14 protein-coding genes and 1 pseudogene are annotated in these 18,158 nt (G+C 69.9%); 5 read left to right on the forward strand and 10 right to left on the reverse strand.

Going from position 1 to position 18,158, the window contains the following annotated elements:
- Positions 1 to 12 precede the first annotated feature (12 nt).
- From OHN74_RS18965 to OHN74_RS18980, 4 genes are read right to left on the reverse strand one after another with little or no spacing between them, the layout of a single operon-like run.
- Positions 13 to 339, reverse strand: a complete 327-nt coding sequence (locus OHN74_RS18965) for a helix-turn-helix domain-containing protein (protein ID WP_327695742.1) — start codon at positions 337 to 339, stop codon at positions 13 to 15.
- Complete coding sequence (locus OHN74_RS18970) at positions 336 to 1,487, reverse strand: tyrosine-type recombinase/integrase (protein WP_327695743.1); 1,152 nt, start codon at positions 1,485 to 1,487, stop codon at positions 336 to 338. Before OHN74_RS18970 ends, OHN74_RS18965 begins: the two co-directional genes overlap by 4 nt.
- Entirely contained in the window at positions 1,378 to 2,298 is a 921-nt protein-coding gene (locus tag OHN74_RS18975) for a helix-turn-helix domain-containing protein (RefSeq protein ID WP_327695744.1), read from the reverse strand. Before OHN74_RS18975 ends, OHN74_RS18970 begins: the two co-directional genes overlap by 110 nt.
- Positions 2,299 to 2,334: 36 nt before the next feature.
- The gene (locus OHN74_RS18980) at positions 2,335 to 2,976 is read right to left on the reverse strand and encodes an HAD family hydrolase (protein ID WP_327695745.1); all 642 of its coding nucleotides are present in this window, start codon (positions 2,974 to 2,976) and stop codon (positions 2,335 to 2,337) included.
- 239 nt (positions 2,977 to 3,215) lie between these two features.
- Here OHN74_RS18980 and OHN74_RS18985 point away from each other — a divergent pair, with 239 nt between their 5' ends.
- Together OHN74_RS18985 and OHN74_RS18990 are read left to right on the forward strand one after the other, a co-directional pair.
- Entirely contained in the window at positions 3,216 to 3,689 is a 474-nt protein-coding gene (locus OHN74_RS18985; RefSeq protein ID WP_327695746.1) for a YxiG-like protein, read from the forward strand.
- 56 nt (positions 3,690 to 3,745) lie between these two features.
- Positions 3,746 to 4,558 (forward strand): annotated as a pseudogene (locus tag OHN74_RS18990) (IS5 family transposase); the annotation flags it as partial.
- 20 nt (positions 4,559 to 4,578) lie between these two features.
- Here the strand turns inward: OHN74_RS18990 and OHN74_RS18995 are convergent.
- Entirely contained in the window at positions 4,579 to 6,771 is a 2,193-nt protein-coding gene (locus OHN74_RS18995) for a recombinase family protein (protein ID WP_327695747.1), read from the reverse strand.
- 584 nt (positions 6,772 to 7,355) lie between these two features.
- Here OHN74_RS18995 and OHN74_RS19005 point away from each other — a divergent pair.
- Complete coding sequence (locus OHN74_RS19005; RefSeq protein ID WP_443060563.1) at positions 7,356 to 8,495, forward strand: IS701 family transposase; 1,140 nt, start codon at positions 7,356 to 7,358, stop codon at positions 8,493 to 8,495.
- Positions 8,496 to 8,861: 366 nt separating this feature from the next.
- Here the strand turns inward: OHN74_RS19005 and OHN74_RS19010 are convergent, their stop codons facing one another.
- A complete protein-coding gene (locus OHN74_RS19010) occupies positions 8,862 to 9,845 on the reverse strand; it encodes an NADPH:quinone reductase (protein WP_327695748.1) in 984 nt (327 codons plus the stop codon).
- A gap of 19 nt (positions 9,846 to 9,864) precedes the next feature.
- The gene (locus OHN74_RS19015; RefSeq protein WP_327695749.1) at positions 9,865 to 10,443 is read right to left on the reverse strand and encodes a PadR family transcriptional regulator; all 579 of its coding nucleotides are present in this window, start codon (positions 10,441 to 10,443) and stop codon (positions 9,865 to 9,867) included.
- A gap of 129 nt (positions 10,444 to 10,572) precedes the next feature.
- Between OHN74_RS19015 and OHN74_RS19020 the strand changes: the two genes are divergently transcribed.
- Positions 10,573 to 10,965 carry an ester cyclase gene (locus tag OHN74_RS19020; RefSeq protein WP_327695750.1) on the forward strand — a complete coding sequence of 131 codons (393 nt, stop codon included), beginning with the start codon at positions 10,573 to 10,575 and terminating at the stop codon, positions 10,963 to 10,965.
- A gap of 103 nt (positions 10,966 to 11,068) precedes the next feature.
- On the opposite strand, the gene OHN74_RS19025 is transcribed toward OHN74_RS19020, so the two are convergent.
- On the reverse strand, positions 11,069 to 12,859 hold the full coding sequence (locus tag OHN74_RS19025; RefSeq protein ID WP_327695751.1) for a S9 family peptidase: 1,791 nt from the start codon (positions 12,857 to 12,859) through the stop codon (positions 11,069 to 11,071).
- A gap of 42 nt (positions 12,860 to 12,901) precedes the next feature.
- Positions 12,902 to 15,772 carry a helix-turn-helix transcriptional regulator gene (locus tag OHN74_RS19030; protein ID WP_327695752.1) on the reverse strand — a complete coding sequence of 957 codons (2,871 nt, stop codon included), beginning with the start codon at positions 15,770 to 15,772 and terminating at the stop codon, positions 12,902 to 12,904.
- Between the two features lie 230 nt (positions 15,773 to 16,002).
- Between OHN74_RS19030 and OHN74_RS19035 the strand changes: the two genes are divergently transcribed.
- Positions 16,003 to 17,517 carry a helix-turn-helix transcriptional regulator gene (locus OHN74_RS19035; RefSeq protein WP_327695753.1) on the forward strand — a complete coding sequence of 505 codons (1,515 nt, stop codon included), beginning with the start codon at positions 16,003 to 16,005 and terminating at the stop codon, positions 17,515 to 17,517.
- 68 nt (positions 17,518 to 17,585) lie between these two features.
- On the opposite strand, the gene OHN74_RS19040 is transcribed toward OHN74_RS19035, so the two are convergent.
- Positions 17,586 to 18,119: a hypothetical protein gene (locus OHN74_RS19040; RefSeq protein WP_327695754.1), complete on the reverse strand. Its 534-nt coding sequence runs from the start codon at positions 18,117 to 18,119 to the stop codon at positions 17,586 to 17,588.
- Between the last annotated feature and the right edge of the window lie 39 nt (positions 18,120 to 18,158).

Raw genomic sequence — 18,158 nt, forward strand, 5'->3', positions numbered from 1 at the left:
CAGCGCCTGCCGTCAGTTCGGCGGCCGGAGCCGGCGCGGGCCGTCCCGGCGAGGCACCGGCCGTACCGGCCCCGCCTCGCCGCCGACCGCCCGCTCCCGCTCCTCCTGGTCCGCCGCGGCGGCCACCGGCTCGGCCTCCAGCAGGTCGGCCACCGTGCACTGAAGCGCCGCGCAGATCTTGTCCAGGTCCTCCAGCCGCACCGTCACCGGAGTGCCGCCCCACAGGGCGGCGACCTTGCTCAGCGACGGCGTGAACCCCACCTTCGCGAACGCCGCCTGCAGGTCGACCGGCCGCCAGATGTCACGCTTGGCAGCCGCCCAGCGCAGATTCCACTTCACCGCAAACTCCCCCTGTCCGCGACCAGCCGCTGCCCGGCCCGCGCCGCCGACTGCCGCCAGCGTTCCGCCTGCTCCGGATCGGCCTGGGCCGTCGCGAGATAATTGACCGTCGTAGTCGTCCAGATATGACCGAGCATCCGCTGCACTTCCCACAACGTCATCCCGCGCTCGTAGTTGTGGGTGGCGCACGCGTGGCGCAGCAGATGCGGAAACAGCTCAGGCACCGGCCCCGGCAGATACAGGCGCGACGCCGCCTTCAGCGCCCGCCGGAACGTAGCCGGGACGATGGCCGGCGCGACCGGCATGTTCAGCGCCGCCACCGGCCCCGGCAGCCGCTCGGAGGGAAACAACGGCGCCGCCGGACGCTCCGGGTCATCCCGGAACAGGCCACGCACCTCCTCCACGTACCACCACAACAGCTCGCGGCCCTCCTCGAACAGGAACGCCTCCCGCGGCCGCGGACCGGACCCGCGCGCCCCCTTGCCCTGGACCACGAACCGGCCCCACCGGCCCGACTCCCAGTGCACGTCCCCCAGCGCCACACCGCACAGCTCCGCCGCCCGGACCCCGGACAGATAGGCGATCTTCGCCATCACGTAGTCCCGGCACGCCACAGCCTCCTTGCGCGACTGCGGCAAAGCAGCCCGCCACGCGGTGAAGAACTCCCGCATCGCCCGCTGCGACGGCGGCACCCGCAGCCCGAAATCGCCACGATGACGGGGCCGGTTGAACGAGTCGACCGGCGACTCCACGACCGCGTCGAACAGTCGGTGGATCTCCCCGGCGTACCGCTGCTCCAGGAACGCGAAGTACGCGTCAATCTTGTTGATCTTCGCAAGAACCGTCGGTCGGGCCCGCTTGCCAGGGCCCGCGAAGTATCGGTCCAACGCAGCCGGCGTGAGCTGCCACGGCACGACGTCGTAGTGCTCACACAGCTCGATCACCGGCTTGACCAGCTGGTCGATCGACGCCGGCATCAGCCCTGCCGCGTCCCGCGCCCATTGGTACTCCGCGAGCGTGTCGAAGAAGTACGACCGCTCATCCCGCTGACCCGAGCGGCTCGACCGATAGGTGTGGAGAGAGAAGACCTCCGCCAGACCGACCGCATCGCGCCCAGGAGCCAGGGAACGGGTTTCGGATTCCCCCATGAACCCGCAGATTACGAGCATCACTCGCAGAATCTGCGAGTGATTGCGGGAATCTCACACCCTTGAGGGACACCTCGAACACCGGTGTCCTACCTGCTGACTTCAGCCGATCGCACCCCTGGGGTCCGCCCAGGAACCCGTGCGTACTCCAGTTACGTAGTCCCGCAGCGTGTGCGCGTGCGGCGAAGAAGGTCTCGGTGCGTACATAGGCAACGGATGCGGACAGAAGCGGATCGCCCGCCTCGGCCCCGGCCCACCGCATGAGGTCGATCAGACGTGCCGACAGGTCGCGGGCACCGAACTTGTAGGCGACGGCATCCGCAGACCGATAGGCCCTGACCAGGAGTCCAGCCAGTTCGGCTCGCTCAACGGCGGAAGCCGTGTGATACCCGCGGGCAAGCTCGCCGAGGAGTTCAGGTAGCTCGCGGGCGATGCGGGTGTACTGCGCCGCCAGTCTCCAGCGGGCGGCTTCCGCGACAGTTGCACGCAACTCAGGGACAGGACGGACCGGGCCGTCGTCGGGAAGGTCGTACGTCGCGATCGCCGCAGACAGCGACGGCAGCGCGTCGTGGACGCGAGTGCGAGCCGTGTCTCGGTCGGCGAGGAGGAGAGTGGGATCGATACCGAGAGCGTCTGCGATGGCTTCGAGGGTGGTGCCGCTGACACCGCGCTCACCACGCTCGATCTTGCGGACGGTGCCGAGTGCCACGCAGGCGGCAGCCGCGAGTTCCTGCTGCGACATCTTCGGACGGACAACACTGCGGTAGTAGGCGATCCGCCTTCCTACCCCGCCGCCGGTGGGTGCAGCCATGGTTGCTCCAGTTCAAGGCTGGTGGGGCCGCTCGCTTCAGCCGCCGACGATCTCGGTGAGCTGAGTGAGGTTGTCGATCCGCCAGTCCGCCGTCGCGACGACATCCGGGTCGTTCGCCCACAGATGTCCCCACGGGCCGCGACGAATGTGAGCGACACGCAGCCCTGCCGCCTTCGCCGGGAAGACGTCGTTGGCGGGATGGTCACCCACGTACACGGTCTCGCTCGGGGCCGCCTGGGCCACGTCCAGAACACGCTCGAAGAATGCCGGCTGCGGCTTCGCGACACCCCACTCCCCCGACGTCACGATCAGGTCCGCCGGGAGATCCAGGCCGCGCAGCAACTCACCTGCACGAGCCGTCTGGTTGCCCGCGATGATGACGCGTGCACCGAGCCGTCGCAGCTCGGACAGAGCAGACCGTACGTCACCGTAGAGATCGCTCTCATCGAGCTGCTCACCACGGCCGGCAGCCTCGCGGGCCCGATATTCGGCGCCGATGTCGATGTCCGGCCGAACCAGACGAAGGGCGTCGGCGTTGTCGCGGCCCTGGGCCACGACAGCACCGACGACCGCGGAGAGGGTGTGACGGGGGACGGCCAGCCAATCAGCCCAGGAAGCCCAATAGCGGTCGTCCCGGGTGATCGTCTCTCCGACGTCCAACACAACGGTCTCAGCCACCCTGCGAGCCTAAAGCACAAGGCCGCAGGCACCGTCGCCGTACGTGACTTCAAGGACCTCGACGGTCCCGCTCTGCTGATGCCGTCCACTTCGTTCGAGGCTCTCGTCACCGGTGTGCGTGAGAGCCTCTTCGAGTCCTGACGCACCTAGGACCTGTCCAGTCGATCTTTGAGGCGATGGCGTCTGACACCCGCGTATTTCGTCGTCGAAGGTCTCGTCGAGTGAGGTAGAAGGACGGCATGGATACCGCCGTACTTGAACAGATGCTGGATGAGACCTTCGATCACGCTGTCGTGCACCACGGATACACCAACTACATGCGCGACTACGAGGTCATCGTCTACGCGACGGCTGATCCCCATACCGGTATCACGCCATCCCACCTGCGGTATCTCTTCCGGTACTGCGTCGAGGCCCGATGCGAGACGTCGGTGCCGGCGGAGACCTGGCGGATCTCTATGGACGACCGGCTCATCGACCACGAAACCGGTATCGACCTCGACGGATACGTCTGGGGCGTGAAGTGGCACGGTCTGTACCCGGGAGCCAAACTTCTCCCTGAGTCGGAGGAGACCCGCCGCTGGTCGAAGGCCCTCGGGATCGACTTCCATGAGGTACGCATGGAGACCAACGCACACAACCTGACCTTGCTCTTCTCGGACCTTCAGGTGAGCGAGGTCCCGGTCGGATACACACCCTTCGTCACGGAGTAGGAAGCAAGGTTCGTGTGATCTTGCGACCGGCGCGTGGTCTGGTCGTTCTTCCTGTCATGGGGCGGGGCGATCTGAGCGATGCCGAGTGGGCACGGCTGCGGCCGTTCCTGCCGGTCAGCAACAGGCGTTGTGGCCGGTGGCGGGATCACCGGCAGGTGATCGACGGGATTCCGCACCGGGTACGGACCGGCGTGCAGTGGCGTGACCTGCCCGAACGGTTCGGGCCATGGAAGACGTCTACGAACGCCACCGGCTGTGGTCAGCCGACGGGACATGGGAGCGTCTGCTCCAGCAGGTCCAGGCCCAGGCCGACGCGGCCGGGAGATCGACTGGGACGTCTCGGTCGACTCCACCATCGTGCGGGCGCATCAGCATGCGGCGGGCGCCCGCACCGACCCGCCGCCGCCCCTCGCGTCAAAGGGGGCCGAAGGGCCAGAACGTCAGGACGAAACGCCGTGGCAGAGCCTGCACGCCCGCCTGGTGGAGGTGGTGCGGGAGGTGAGGGCATGGGCCGCTCGCGCGGCGGGTTCACCACCAAGCTCCACCTGAGTGCGGACGGCCGCTGCCGCCCGCTGTCCCTGGTCGTCACACCAGGTCAGCGGGCGGACTGCACGCAGCTCAAGCCGGTTCTGGAGAAGATCCGCGTCCCGAAGCTCGGGCCGGGCAGGCCGCGCAAGAAGCCGGACAGCGTCGCGGCCGACAAGGCCTACAGCAACGGGCCCTGCCGCGGCGATCTGCGGCAACGGGGCATCCGGCACACGATTCCCGAGAAGACCGACAGTCAGGCCGCCCGCATACGCAAAGGGTCGAGCGGCGGACGGCCACCGGGTTTCGACGAGGACCGGTACAAGAAGCGCAACACCGTCGAGATGAGCAAGCCGCAGTGCTGTCATACCTGCGGTTCGTCGTCATCGCCTTGGGTTCCTTCCTTGTTCTGGATTATCGTCATCCGCTGGTGGTACAGCCAGGGTTGGCGAGCTCCGTGGCCCCGTGGCAGTTCATGCAGGCGGCGGAGGCGTTCAACTTCGGTGCGGTCGGCGTGGATCACCCAGGACCGGCGCCGGTCGTCCTGCTGATGGGCGGTGACCCAGCCCTTCTTGATCCAGCCGAAGAGCGTGACGCGGGGCATGCCGATCTCGCGGGCGAGATCGCTGGGCCACCAGTCGTCGGGGCCGAGGGGCCGGGCGTTTCGGCGGAGGGTCTGTTCCTGCCGGCTGATACAGCCCAGTTCGCGCAGTAGTTCGCGGACGCCTTGAGCGCCGAAGTGCTCGCGGCGTTTGGGCGGGCGGAAGCCTTCGGCGTTCAGGATTGTCGCGATGACGGGGGCGGCCTGTCCGGCGGCGGCCAGCTCCCGGGCCCGGGCGGCGAGTTGGGGGAAGTAGCTGAGTTGGTCCAGGCGGCCGACTGGGCGGACGGTCGCGCCGTCGGTGCGGTGGCCTCCGGCCCAGGTGATCTGGACGGTGACGCGTTCGCTGTCGTCGACCACGCTCACGCGGACGTTCTCGATCAGGTGCCGCATCAGCTGTTTGCGGTCCGTGTCCGTGGTGGTGGGCGCCCGCCACACCGCCGGGAGGTCGCCGGCCAGGGCACGGATCTGCTCGCGCTCGGCTGCCGTGAGGAAGCGGGGCCGGGCCGCGGCGAAGCGGTCGTACTCCTCGCCGAGTTGCTGCCGCTCGGTCAGCGTGGACTCCCAGTTACGCTCGAGTTCGCGGACGACCAGGCGGTTTTCGGGTTCGGCGAGCTGGTACTGACGCCGGGCCCGGTCGATGGCATAGTCCGCGCGTTCCAGGCGCTGACGCCAGATCCGGTCCACTTCCTGGCGCCGGTGCTGGGCCTGCTCGGCCGCGGCCAGCGACACTTCCAGAGCGGCCGGTGCCATCGCGGCCAGCAGCAGAACGGTGACATAGCGGTCGAGACAGGCACCGGCCAACTGCTGGCACAACTCGCCTCCGTAGTCGGCCTTGACGCGGCTGCACTCGTACTTCGGCCATAGCTTGCCGCCCTGGCCGCGTTGGTAGTGGACGGTCATGCGGGTTCCGCAGCGGCCGCAGTAGATCAGCCCGGCCAGCAGCGCCGGCCCGTCGCGCAGGGCACCCATGCTCAGTGAGCGGGTCCGGTTCGCCTCGATCCGGGCCAGGTTGCGTTCGTACTGTTCAATGCCGATATAGGCGGGCAGAACTGCGGGCAGGTACACCAGCCAGTCCTCGCGCGGCTTGCGGACCCGGCCGGTGCTCGGGCGGCCCGGCACCCGGCGGCGGGGGTCGGTGCGGCTGCGGCCATAGACATAGATCCCCGCATAGGCCGGATGCCGGAGCATGTTCTGGATCACGATCCGGCTGGGCCGTCGCCACACCAGCAGCCCCTTCTCCGGCCCTTCGCGGGTGCGGATGCCCATCTGGATGCCGTGATCGACCAGGAACCGCAGCACCCCGTTGATGAGACCGAGTTCGTCGAACAGGTCGAAGACCAGGCGGACCACGGTCTGCACCTGCTCGTCCGGGTCCTTGACGACCTGGCCGTCCGCGAGCCGGAGATAGCCCACCGGCAGGGGCACCGCTAGCTCGCCGCGACGGGCCTTGCCGATCCGTCCGTTCCACATCCGCTGCTTGATCAGATGCAGTTCGGCCTCGCTGATCGTGCCCTTGAGTCCGAGCAGCAGGCGGTCGTTGTGTCCGGCCGGGTCATAGACCCCGTCCGGGTCGGCGAGCAGGGCTCCGGCCAGGGCGCACAGTTCCAGCAGCTGGTGCCATTCACGGCCGCTTCGTGCCAGCCGGGACATCTCCACGCCGAGGACCAGGCCCACGTGGTCCAGGCCGACCTCGGAGACCAGCCGCTGAAAGCCGGGCCTGTCCACCAGACCGGACGCCGAATGGCCAAGGTCCTCGTCGATCACCAGGACCCGGGACGGCGCCCACCCCAAGTCGACCGCACGCTGGGTGAGTCCGTACTGCAGCCGGGTCGACTCCGCGTGGTCGAGGACCTGCTGCGGAGTCGACTGACGGACATAGACGACCGCGAGACGGTCGAGATGCCGGGGCTGGATCTTGCCCTCAAGCCGTTCCCACGGAGCTCTCACCACCACAGGACTCACCCCCGCCCCGTCCGGCCTCGACCACCATCCGTGTCGTCAGCTCGGCCAGCAGACACACCACCAGCTGACGGCTCAGTTCCGGAACGCTCTCCCACCGCGGCATCTGGGGAGCTCAGCGACGACATCCTCGGACACTCCGACCCACCACCCTCGCCACCACCGACCTGTCGCTCCCGCAACCGCTGAACAACAACAGCGGCACGAAGCAGGGCGTCCACCTCTATGACAGGCACATTCCCCGCCTCAGAGTCGTCTATGTGTGCATTACGGCTTGCTCCTTGAGCGGGCCATCAACCGTCTGAAGCAGCACCGGGCGGTAGCCACCCGCTATGACAAGCGCCGTTACGTCTACCTCGGCACCGCGACCGCTGCAGCCCTCACCATCTGGCTCCGAACATGATCGACCGGACAGGTCCTAGTACTCCAGCAGTACTTCGTGGCTTGACCTGGGGAAACGTCGAGCGGTGGGAGTGTAGCGGGCGGGAAGTCGTCACGGACGGCTTCTGCCCGCACGCCCCTCGAAGGAGTGCCCCCGACGGCAAGGTCGCCCCGGGCCTGGGAAGCCTCGGGTCGTGATCACCGAACAGGCAGCCGAGACCTGGGACCGCGACCTGGACCACCTCTTCACCGCCATCGGGCGCCACTTCGGCCGTGTCGAACCACGCCGCCACATGCGGGACTACGTGCGCGCACTGCTCGCCCCGGTGGCCCGAAAAAACAGCTGGCAACTTGCCGAACACGCTGGCCACGCCACCCCAGACGGACTGCAGCACCTGCTCTCCCGAGCCCGCTGGAACCCCGACGACATCCGCGACGACCTGCAGACCTACGTCGCCGAACACCTCGGCCGCCCCGACGGTGTACTGATCATCGACGACACCGGGTTCCTGAAGAAGGGCACTACATCCGCCGGAGTCCAAAGGCAGTACTCCGGCACCGCCGGCCGCACCGAGAACTGCCAGATCGGCGTCTTCGCCGCCTACACCACCACAGCCGGCCGCGCCCTGGTGGACCGGGAGCTCTACCTGCCCAAGTCCTGGACGGACGACCGTGACCGCTGCCGCGCCGCCAAGGTCCCCGACGAGCGGGAGTTCGCCACCAAGAACACCCTCGCGGCGACGATCGTCCGCAGGGCGCTGGCCTCGCCGCTGCCGGTCGCCTGGGTCACGGCGGACGCCGCCTACGGACAGGACAACCGCTTCCGCCGGATGCTGGAAACATCCGGCGTCGGCTACGTCCTCGCCGTCCCCAAGTCCCAGTTCTCCCTGGCCGGCCCACGCATCGACAAGGCCTTCGAGCAGGCCCCCGACCAGGCATGGGAACGCCGTTCCTGCGGCGCGGGCGCGAAGGGACAGCGCGAATACGACTGGGCAGCCGTCCAGTTGCGCCCAGTGTCCGAGTACGACCACCAGGACGGCGTGTTGATCCGTCGACGGTGGGCGCTGGCACGGCGCAGCTTGAGTCGGCCGGACGAAATCGCCTACTACCTCGGCTACGCACCGCTGGATGTCGGTGTGGACGAACTGGTGCGCGTCGCCGGCGCCCGGTGGGCGATCGAAGAGTGTTTCCAGGCAGCGAAGAACGAGTGCGGCCTGGACGAGTACGAAGTCCGCCGCTACGTCGGCTGGTACCGGCACATCACCCTGGCCATGCTCGCCCACACCTTCCTCGTTGCGATGAGCGCGCGAGCAGCCGAAAAGGGGATCCACTGGTGAGGATGCCGTGGTCATCGAGCTCACCGTGGCAGAAGTGCGACGACTCCTGGCAGCTCACACACCCCGAGACCTTCACACCCTCACTCACGTGTTGAGCTGGTCGCACTGGCGCCGACGACGCCAAGCGGTGGCCCGCCGCTGCCACTACCGACGTCGGGGGCACTCCTTCGAGGGGCGTGCGGGCAGAAGCCGTCCGTGACGACTTCCCGCCCGCTACACTCCCACCGCTCGACGTTTCCCCAGGTCAAGCCACGAAGTACTGCTGGAGTACTAGTCGGGGTCCGCTCCAGTTCGTCGATTCCTTGGCAGCGCGACGGGCCGCCCCCAGAGCTAGGCAGTTGAGCAGGGCGGTGTTCCGAGTCGGCGCTATTGGGGGACGGTGACCAGGATGCGGCCGTGGCCACCGCTGGTGTCGACGTGGTCGTGGGCTTTGGCGATGTCTTCCAGTGGGTAGCGGTCGCCGACGGCGACGGTGAGGGCGCCGACAGCGGCGGCGGAGGTGAGGTCGCGGGCGGCCTGGCGCTTGGCCTCGGCGGGGAAGTCGTCGCTGCCGAGCAGGCGGAGGGTGACGTTGTTGAACAGCAGCGGCCAGAAGGGGATCTCCGTGCGGTCCGTGCGGGTGGCGTAGGCGGCGATGACGGCCCCCTGGGCAGCGACGGCGTTGTCCAGGTCGGCGTTGTCGGACAGTGCGACCTCGATGATCCGGTCGACGCCCCGTGGCGCGTACGAGCGGATGGCCGCGGCGGGGTCGTCGGTGTCCAGGGCGACGGCGTGGGAGACGACAGCCGGGTCGACGTGGTCGAGGTCCGCGGTTCGGCGGACGGTGGCGATCACGGTGGCACCTGCCCAGTGGGCGAGCTGGGCGGCCAGGGAGCCGACGCCGCCGAGAACTCCGTGGACCAGAACCAGTCGGCCGTCGACCGGGCCGTCGGCGAAAACGGTGCGGTGGGCGGTGATGCCGGGGATGCCGAGGCTCGCGCCCAGCTCGTCACTGAGGTGGTCGGGCAGGGGGGCGGCCTGGTGGTCGGGTACGACGGTGTACTGGGCGGCTGTGCCGAAGGGGCGGTAGGACTGGGCGCCGTACACCCAGACCCGTTGTCCGACGCGGCGGGCGTCGACCCCGTCGCCCACGGCGTCGATGGCTCCGGCGGCATCGCTGTGCGGGATCACCCGGGGGAAGGGCATGGACGAGCCGAGCCAGCCGCGTCGTTTCTTGGTGTCGCCGGGGTTGACGCCCGAGACGGTGACGCGGACGCGGACCTCGCCGGGGCCGGGGACGGGATCAGGGAGTTCGCCGACGTGCAGGACATCGGTGGCGGGTCCTTGGGCGTCGTACCAGGATGCAAGCATGGGGGACCTCCGTGGGCAGTCAGCTCGCGGGAGCGGCGGGTGCATGTGGATCGCTGTCGGTGCCCGAGGTCTCGAAAGCGGGCGGCTTCTCGCCGAGGGTCTCGCGCAGCCAGGTCCGTTCGGCGCGGCTGGTGGCGCGGGCGGTGAGCAGCATGCCGCGCCGGTAGGGGTCGGCGATCTCCTCGGCGCGCAGGGGCCGCTCGTTGGCGTAGAAGAAGCTCGCCGGCTCTTCCAGGAACTCCAGCCGTCTGCGCAGCACCGCGTGTTGTTCGGCCACGTCGGGCAGGTGGGAGAGGAAGGCCAGGACGATGTAGAACCGGGTGAAGTCGGTGATCTCGTGGTCGGCGGGCTTTCGCAGGCGCTGAAGCATGTCTGCCCGCCCGGGCTCGGTCAGGCTGAGCACGTATCGGCCCGCCCCCGCGGCCGGGTCGGCGCGCCGCTCGATCAAGCCCGCCGTGGTCAGGCGATTGATCGCCGGATACAGGCTGCCGTCGCTGACCGGCCGCGTATAACCGGTCAGCTGTGAGACGCGGCGGCGCAGCTCGTGTCCGGGCAAGGAGGCCTCGGCGAGGAAGCCGAGTATCGCGAGTTCCAGCATGAGTCCATGTTCGCACACTGACATCGAAACGATGCAAACATCGATTCGATGTTACGCTCGCAGGCAGCCCGCCCGAAAACGTCTCTGGAGAGGCACAGCAAGATGCCATCGCAGTCCACCGAGTCAGTGATGAACCGTTTCGTCGAGTTCATCAACACGGGCAACGAGGATCTCGCCCGCGAGGTCATTTCTCCGGACGCGGTGTTCCACGCGCCAAGCCACCCGGAGCCGCTGCGGGGGCCCGATGGGTACATGGAAGTCCTCGGGATGATGCGCAGCGCCTTCCCCGACGTCCAGTGGACTCTGGAGGAGACGGTCACCGAAGGCGACACCGTGGCCGCGCGGTTCACCATGCGGGGAACCCACGACGGTGCGTTCTTCGGGATCCCGGCGAGCGGCAACAAGATCTCGGTGCAGGCCATGAACTTCTACTACCTGGCCGACGGCCGGATCGTCGGCGAACGGGGCCAGCCCGATCTCCTCGGGGTGATGCAGCAGATCGGTGCCGTACCGGCGCCGTGAACCTCGTGGCGCCGGGTGGGCCTTCCGCCGCGCGGGACTGCCGCTGGACGGAGAAGGGTGGGGCGGGTGGGGCGGGTGGGCAGCACCCGCCCCCAGAACGCCCTCACGCCCCCAAGTGCCGCTCCACGAACTCCAGTTCCAGCCGGACCTGTTTGATGCGCTCGTCCACCACCAGTGATCCATGGCCCGCGTCGTAGCGGTACACCTCGTGGACCGCGCCCCTCGTCTCCAGGCGCTTCACGTAGTTGTCGATCTGGCGGATCGGGCAGCGCGGGTCGTTCACCCCGGCCGAGATGTACACCGGCGCCTTCACCGCGTCGACGTACGTCAGCGGTGACGACGCCTCGAAGCGTTCCGGGACCTCCTCCGGTGTGCCGCCCAGCAGCGTGCGGTCCATCGCCTTCAGCGCTTCCATCTCGTCGTGGTACGCCGTGACATAGTCCGCGACCGGCACCGCCGCGAGGCCCAGCGCCCAGGCGTCGGGCTGGACACCGAGGCCGAGCAGCGTGAGGTAGCCGCCCCAGGAACCGCCGGAGAGGATCAGCTGGTCGGGGTCCGCGAGGCCCGAGCCCACCGCCCATTCCCGGACCGCCGCGATGTCCTCCAGCTCGATCAGACCGACCCGGTGTTTGAGGGCGTCGGTCCACTCGCGCCCGTACCCGGTGGATCCCCGGTAGTTGACCCGTACCACCGCGTACCCGTGGTCGACCCAGGCCGCCGGGCCCGCCGCGAACGAGTCGCTGTCGTGCCAGGTGGGCCCACCGTGGATGTCGAAGACCGTCGGGAACGGGCCGTCCACTCCCGCCGGCTTCTGCACCAGCGCGTGGATACGGCCCCCCGGCCCCTCCACCCACACGTCCTCCACGGGCACCGAACCCGGGGACTTCAGCCCGGGCGGGTCCAGGACCACCGCTCCGGTCGTCGAGCGCACCGACGACGGCCGCTCCGACGACGACCACAGGTACTCCACGCTGCCGTCGGGCCGGGCCGTCGCCCCCGAGACCGTGCCGGGGGGCGTGGGCACCTTCACCAGCTCGCGCGAGTCCAGGTCGTAGCGGAACAGCTCGCTGCGCGCCTCGAAGCCGTGGGCGATCAGGAGACCAGAGCCGTCCGGATACCACTCCGCGCTGACATCGCCCGGCAGGTCGAGGCCGAGGTCCGTCTCCTCCCCGCTCACCACGTCCCACACGAGGGGCTCCCAGCGCCCGCGCCGCTGATGCCCGACGAGCAGCCGTGTGTCGCCCTCCACCGGAGCGAAGCCCAGCACCTCCAGGCCCAGCTCCTCCGCGCCGCCCTTGGTGTCGTCGAGTTCGGCGACCGTCGTACCGTCCGGGCGCAGGACGCGCAGCGCCGAGTGCATCGCGTCGCCGTGCTCCGTGTGCTCGATCGCGATCAGCGAACCGTCGTGCGAGAGGTCACCGACGCCCGCCGACTCACGGTGCCGGTAGATCACCACCGGGGGCGCGCCGGCCACCGCCAGATGGATCGTCGTGCCGTCCTCGTCCGTCGAGCGCCCCACGACCGCCGTACGACCGTCCCGGGCGAGCGCGAGCCCCGCCGGGTACGAGGCCTCCAGACCGGGCGTCGCGACCTCGTCCTCGCCGCCCGCGAACGGCTGCCGACGCCATACGCCGAACTCGTCGCCGTCCTTGTCGTCGAACCACCAGATCCACTCGCCGTCGGGCGACAGCACACCGTCCGTCGTGCCGTTCGGCCGGTTCGTCACCTGGCGCTGTTCGCCGGTGGCGCGGTCCCAGGCGTACAACTCGTACGTCCCTGTCGCGTTGGACACGAACAGGGACCGGTCGGGGGCGTCTTCCGCCCAGTCGGGGAGGGAGACCCGCGGGGCTCGGAACCGCTTCTCCCAGTCGGGCATGGCTTCTGCGTAGCTCATGTCTCTATGTAACCCGATCGGCGGTCTGCTGCGGCGCACGATCTAACGCTGCAGCGGTGTCCCGCCGGATCGGTCGCCGCCGGAGTCCGGCAGGGCCGTGTGGACGTCCTTCCTCGACGCGCCCAGCTTCGTCAGCACCCGGGCCACGTGTTTCTCGACTGTGCGCGGGGACAGGAACAGGGTCTCGGCGATGTCGTGGTTGGTGGCCCCGCCGGACAGCAACTCGGCGACCTCCAGTTCCCGGGGCGACAGCTCGCTCCCGTAGCCGCGCCGGCCACGGCGCCCCACCGCCGCCACGCCGAGTTCACGCAGACGGTGCCGGCAGCGCGCGGCGTCACCGGTCGCACCCAGGTCGGTGTAGCCGCGCACGGCCTCGGCCAGGTGTCCGGCCGCGTCCTCCGGTTCGGCGCACGTCAGGGCGTCGCCCCGGTGTTCGGCGGCCTTGGCCACCTCGTAGGGGCGGCCGATCTCCTGCCACCTCCGCTGCGACTCGGCGAAGTGCTCGGCGGCTTTCACCCGCTCGGTGGTCGCCGTCGGCCCGGTGGCGCGGAGCAGCAGCCCCTGGGCCAGTTCCAGTTCGGCCAGGGCAGCCGGCGCGTCCCGGTCGCGGACACCGGACTCGGCCTCCGTCACGAGTTGTTCGGCCGCCGTGCGGTGCCCGCAGCCCAGCGCGGCCTCGACCGCGACGGGAAGCAGGCCGAAGGTCCGTGTCCAGGAACCGAGTCCACGCAACGTCGACAACGCCGGTTCGGCGGCCACCCAGGCTGCCTGCGGGTCGTGCTGGGCGAGCCGGACGGCCGTGAGGGCGGCGGCGACCCCCAGGGTGACGTCCGCCGAGGTGCCCCCGTGCTCCGCGGCGGCGACGAAGTGGTCGAGGGCCCGGGAGTGCCGGCCCTGGGCGAGGGCACGGTGTCCCTGGCACAGCAGTCGGTCGACCTCGACCTGTCTCATATCGGGGTGAGCGCGTTCCAGGGCGGCGTACTCGCCGTCCAGGCCGGCCCAGCGGCGGACCAACTGGTCGACGCGCAGTTCCTGGGCACGGACGAGGAACTCGAACGGCCGACCGCCCACGCCGTCCGCCAGGTCTCTCACCTCGAGCAGCAGGGCGCGGGCCCGCCGGTCGTGGCCGAGCTGGATGGCCGCGGTGATGAGGTTGTACAGGGCGAAAATGGTCTGGCTCAGCACCACGCCGTCAGCGCCGCGCCGCGGCAGCCGGTCAACCAAGGGCCAGACGGCGGGATCACCGTCCCTGGCCATCAACAGCAGCCGGACGTTCCTGACCACCGTCCGGCTCGCCTCGTCGGTACCGTCCGCCACGGCCTGCTCGGCCCGGCCGAGCCATGTCCACCCCTGCGTGGCGGCGCCGTCGAGGTCGTGCAGGGCCAGCGCGATCATCGCCTTCACCGCCTTGCGCGGGAGGGTGGCCAGCTCGTCGACGGCGTGTTCGAGCTCGCGGAAGCCGGCAGGGTCGCGGTCGATGTTGAGCATGGTCAGACCGAGTTCCAGGCGGATCTCACCCCGGGTGGCCGCAGGCAGCCGCGGATCGGCCAGTACGGCGCGCAGCTCGCGGACGGTCGCCGCGTAGTCGATGCCGAAGTTGACGATCCGGGCGAGCGCGAGCGCGGCCCGGGAACGTAGCTCGGTGTCCGCCCCGGACTGGGCCAGGATCTGGTGCAGGAGCGTGACCGCGGTGCCGGTGTCGCCCAGCGCGACGGCCTGTTCGGCGGCCTCCTCGGTGCGATCGAGCCAGCCCTGCTGGTCGCCGACGGCGAGCGTGTGGTGCGCGATCTGCACCAGCGGCAGCGGGTCGTGCGTCTGGAGCTCGTCGATGGCACGCCGGTGCAGGCGGACCCGGCGCGGCCCGAGGATCCGCCAGTAGGCGACCTGCTGGGCCAGCACGTGGCGGAAGGCGTACCGGCCGGTGACGGTCTCGCGCAGCACCGCCGCCCGCAACGCCTCGGTCAGCGCTTCGGCGGCCGGGTCGCCGTCCAGTCCCGCGACCTCGGCGAGCAGCGCCTCGGTGGCGGGCACCGCCAGTACGGCCGCCGCGTCCACCACCGCCGCCCCGGCCTGGGACAGCGATGTCAGACGCTCGGTGACCGCTTCCCGCAGACCGCTGGGCACAGCGGCCCGCTCCAGCTCCCCGACGTCGCGGCGGGCCTGGGCCCGGAGCGTGAGCAGGTCTTCCTCGGCGACCAGCGGCAGACCCTCACTGCGGCGGTGGAGCACCGCGCACAGCTCGGGCGTGGCCTGTGCGCCGAGCGCGATTCCGGCCAGGTCGGCGATGTCCGTCCCGGTGAGCGGCGACAGCCGGATCACGGTGCCGTCCGCACCGGGCGGAGGCCGGTAGGCCGCGCCCAGGACAGGGGTCCCGGGCGGCAGGTCCTCGGCCCGGTAGGTCACCACCAGCGCGAAGTGCTCGGGCAGGTCCCGGGCGAGCAGCAGAAGCAGCTCGCGGGTCGCGTCATCGACCCAGTGCAGGTCCTCGACCACCATCACCACCCGCCCGATCGAGGCGAGCACCGTGCGCACGGCCCGGATCAACTGGTGGCGTGCCGCACGCGGGTCACCCGGTTCGGGCGGTGCCGGTGGCAGGCGGTCGGCCAGGTCCGGCAGCAGCGGAGCCAGCGCGCCGGCCGTGGGCGGAAGACCCGTGTCCGGCAGCCACGGACCGACCTTGCCGAGCGCGTCCACCACCGGCCCGTAGGGCAGGGGCTCGCGCAGCGGGTGGCAGAAACCGGTGACCACCCGCCAGCCCTCCGACCGCAGGATCGCGGTGGCCTCCCTCACCAGCCGGGACTTCCCCATGCCGGCGTCGCCCTCCACCATCACCACAGCCGGTGGCCTCCGAACGGCGTTGAGCAGCCGGTCGAGTTCGTGGCGGCGTCCGACGAACGCGAAGCCCCGTCCCAAGCCCGCAGCACCACACTGGTCAGCCGTCCCGGCCATCCCGTCACCGTCCTCCGCGGACACTGCTGCCGTGCGCCACTACCCATCTTGGCGGCCGTACATACCCACTCTAAGCAGCCCCCATTGTTCCGTCCCACCGGTACCGGCAGCGTCGAACATGCGCCCCCGGGCAGCGTGCGTCCCGGCCGAGGCGCATCCCCGTGCAGGGTGCGTGGCCAGGCAGGGAAGGAAAGATGGGTCGTCCCGAGAAACCGCTGGATCCCGACGAAGGTCCCGTTCAGCGCTTCGCGAGCGAACTGCGTGCGCTGCGGGCCGACGCCGGCAGCCCCACCTACCGTTCGATGGCGTGCCGTGCCCACTACTCCCCCACCGCGCTGGCCCAGGCCGCCGCGGGCGACCGGCTGCCGTCCCTGGCCGTGGTCGTGGCCTTCGCCCGGGCCTGTGGCGGGAATCCGGACGAATGGCAGCGACGGTGGTCGCTGGCCGCCGAGGAGTCGGCCGCGTTCCGGGACGACGACGTCGCCCTGTCGCCCTACCGGGGGCCGGAGCGGTTCGAGAGTGAGCAGCGGCACCTGTTCTTCGGGCGCGACCGTGTGGTGGACAGCCTGCTCGACCTCATACGCACGAAGCGGTTCGCCGCGCTGTCCGGACCGTCGGGCAGCGGGAGGTCCTCGCTGCTGCGCGCCGGTCTGCTGCCGGTCCTGCGAGATGCCGCGCGGTGCGCCGGACACCCGGTCACCGTCCACCTGATCACGCCGGGACCACGGCCGGCGACCACGTACGAGCGGCTGTTGTCGCCCGGCGCCGACGACCCGGAACGCTGGATCGTCGTCGACGAGTCCCACGAGCTGGGCACGCCGGTGCCGGACCTGGACGAGCGGCTGCGGTTCGTCGAACTGCTGATGGCCGCGCGGCGACCGGAATCGCGGCTGAGGGTGGTCCTCGACCTCAGGCCGGACTTCCTGTGGTGGTGCCCGCGTCGGACACCCTGGCTCGACGCACTGACCGACTGCACCGTGCGGATGCCGGGGATGACGTCGGCGGAGCTGCGCGAGGCGATCGTCCGCCCGGCGGCGGCTGCCGGGCTCGCCGTGGAACGTGATCTCACGGCCCGGCTGGTCGACGACTTCCTCGGGCAGCCCACCATGCTGCCCATGCTCTCGAACGCGTTGCTGCGCGTCTGGTGCCGTCGGCGCGGCCGGGTGCTCACCCTGGCCGACTACGAGGAGATGGGCGGGGTGCGGGGCTCCCTCGCCACCACAGCGGATGAAGTGTTCGACCGGCTGTGCGCCCGGCAGCGGCTCACCGCGCGCAGGGTGCTGCGCCGTTTTGTCGCCCCCGACGAGAACCGCTCCTACGTGCGCCGGCCGGTGCGGCCGTCCGAGCTGCGCGCGTTCGAGGACCGGGAGACGCGGCCGGTGCTGAACACGCTGGTCGGCGCCCGGCTCGTCACACTCGGCGAGGACTCCGCGGAGCTCACCCACGACGCCGTGATCAGCGAGTCTCCCAGGCTGCGTCGGTGGCTGGAGGAGGACCGCGAGCGCCTGCTGCACCACCGGTATCTGACCGAGGCGGCGGGAGCCTGGCAGGAGCTCGGTCACGACGAGTGCGACCTCTATCGCGGCAAGCGCCTCGCCATCGCGGAAGGCCTTTTCCTCAGCTGTCAGGAACCCGACGAGCTGACCGGTCTGGAACGCGAGTTCCTCACCGCTTCCCGCCACGCTCAGGGGCACCGCCACGCCGCGTGACCACAACGCGTGGACGCGGCTGAAGGGGGTGTGACCGCCGCGCGGCGGTCACACCCCCTTCAGATGTGCTAGCTCCGTCCCGCGTAGTGGAACGTCGAGTAGTGGTCGTTGGTCCAGAACAGGTCGCCGGTACCGATCGCCCGGACGATCCGGTTGGCGTCACGGCGGGGAACCGCGTCGTCCCGCTGACGGTCGTAGATGGTCGTGTTGTACTCCTGGAAGGTCCCTGTGTACCCATGGCTGGAGCTGGGGGCCGCCGGGCTGTTCATGAAGTTGATGAGGCCCTGGTCGCGGTCGTAGAACCGGCCGCCGGTGAAGACGAAGTCGGAGTGGGTAGCCCCGTTGCTGTCAGTCCAGTGGGCCGCCTCGATCCACTCCCGGTCACCGAGGTTGCGCCAGTTCGGCCATCCCATATTCTCCCAGAAGTCGATGCCCAATTCCATGTTGCTCGGCGGATTCTGGGTGTGCTGGGCACTACCCGAGACCGGCGCCGGCTGCGCGGAGGCGACACCCGGGGCGGCGACACCTATTCCCAGGGCGAGCGTGGAGGCGACGAAGCCCACGGCGAACGCACGCCTGCTCTTGACAACGAGTTTCTTCATGCTGATCGGATTCTCTTTCACTTGCCACTCCGCCGTGTT

Origin of the sequence: Streptomyces sp. NBC_00459 (genome assembly GCF_036013955.1) — a bacterium.
GTDB lineage: Bacteria > Actinomycetota > Actinomycetes > Streptomycetales > Streptomycetaceae > Streptomyces.

Bases quoted from the DNA above. Each gene is read 5' to 3' on its own strand.
- OHN74_RS19025 (WP_327695751.1), bottom strand. From the start codon at position 12,859: ATGAGCTACGCAGAAGCCATGCCCGACTGGGAGAAGCGGTTCCGAGCC.
- OHN74_RS19010 (WP_327695748.1), bottom strand. From the start codon at position 9,845: ATGCTTGCATCCTGGTACGACGCCCAAGGACCCGCCACCGATGTCCTG.
- OHN74_RS18985 (WP_327695746.1), top strand. From the start codon at position 3,216: ATGGATACCGCCGTACTTGAACAGATGCTGGATGAGACCTTCGATCAC.
- OHN74_RS19040 (WP_327695754.1), bottom strand. From the start codon at position 18,119: ATGAAGAAACTCGTTGTCAAGAGCAGGCGTGCGTTCGCCGTGGGCTTC.
- OHN74_RS18975 (WP_327695744.1), bottom strand. From the start codon at position 2,298: ATGGCTGCACCCACCGGCGGCGGGGTAGGAAGGCGGATCGCCTACTAC.
- OHN74_RS19015 (WP_327695749.1), bottom strand. From the start codon at position 10,443: ATGCTGGAACTCGCGATACTCGGCTTCCTCGCCGAGGCCTCCTTGCCC.
- OHN74_RS19020 (WP_327695750.1), top strand. From the start codon at position 10,573: ATGAACCGTTTCGTCGAGTTCATCAACACGGGCAACGAGGATCTCGCC.
- OHN74_RS19035 (WP_327695753.1), top strand. From the start codon at position 16,003: ATGGGTCGTCCCGAGAAACCGCTGGATCCCGACGAAGGTCCCGTTCAG.
- OHN74_RS18970 (WP_327695743.1), bottom strand. From the start codon at position 1,487: ATGGGGGAATCCGAAACCCGTTCCCTGGCTCCTGGGCGCGATGCGGTC.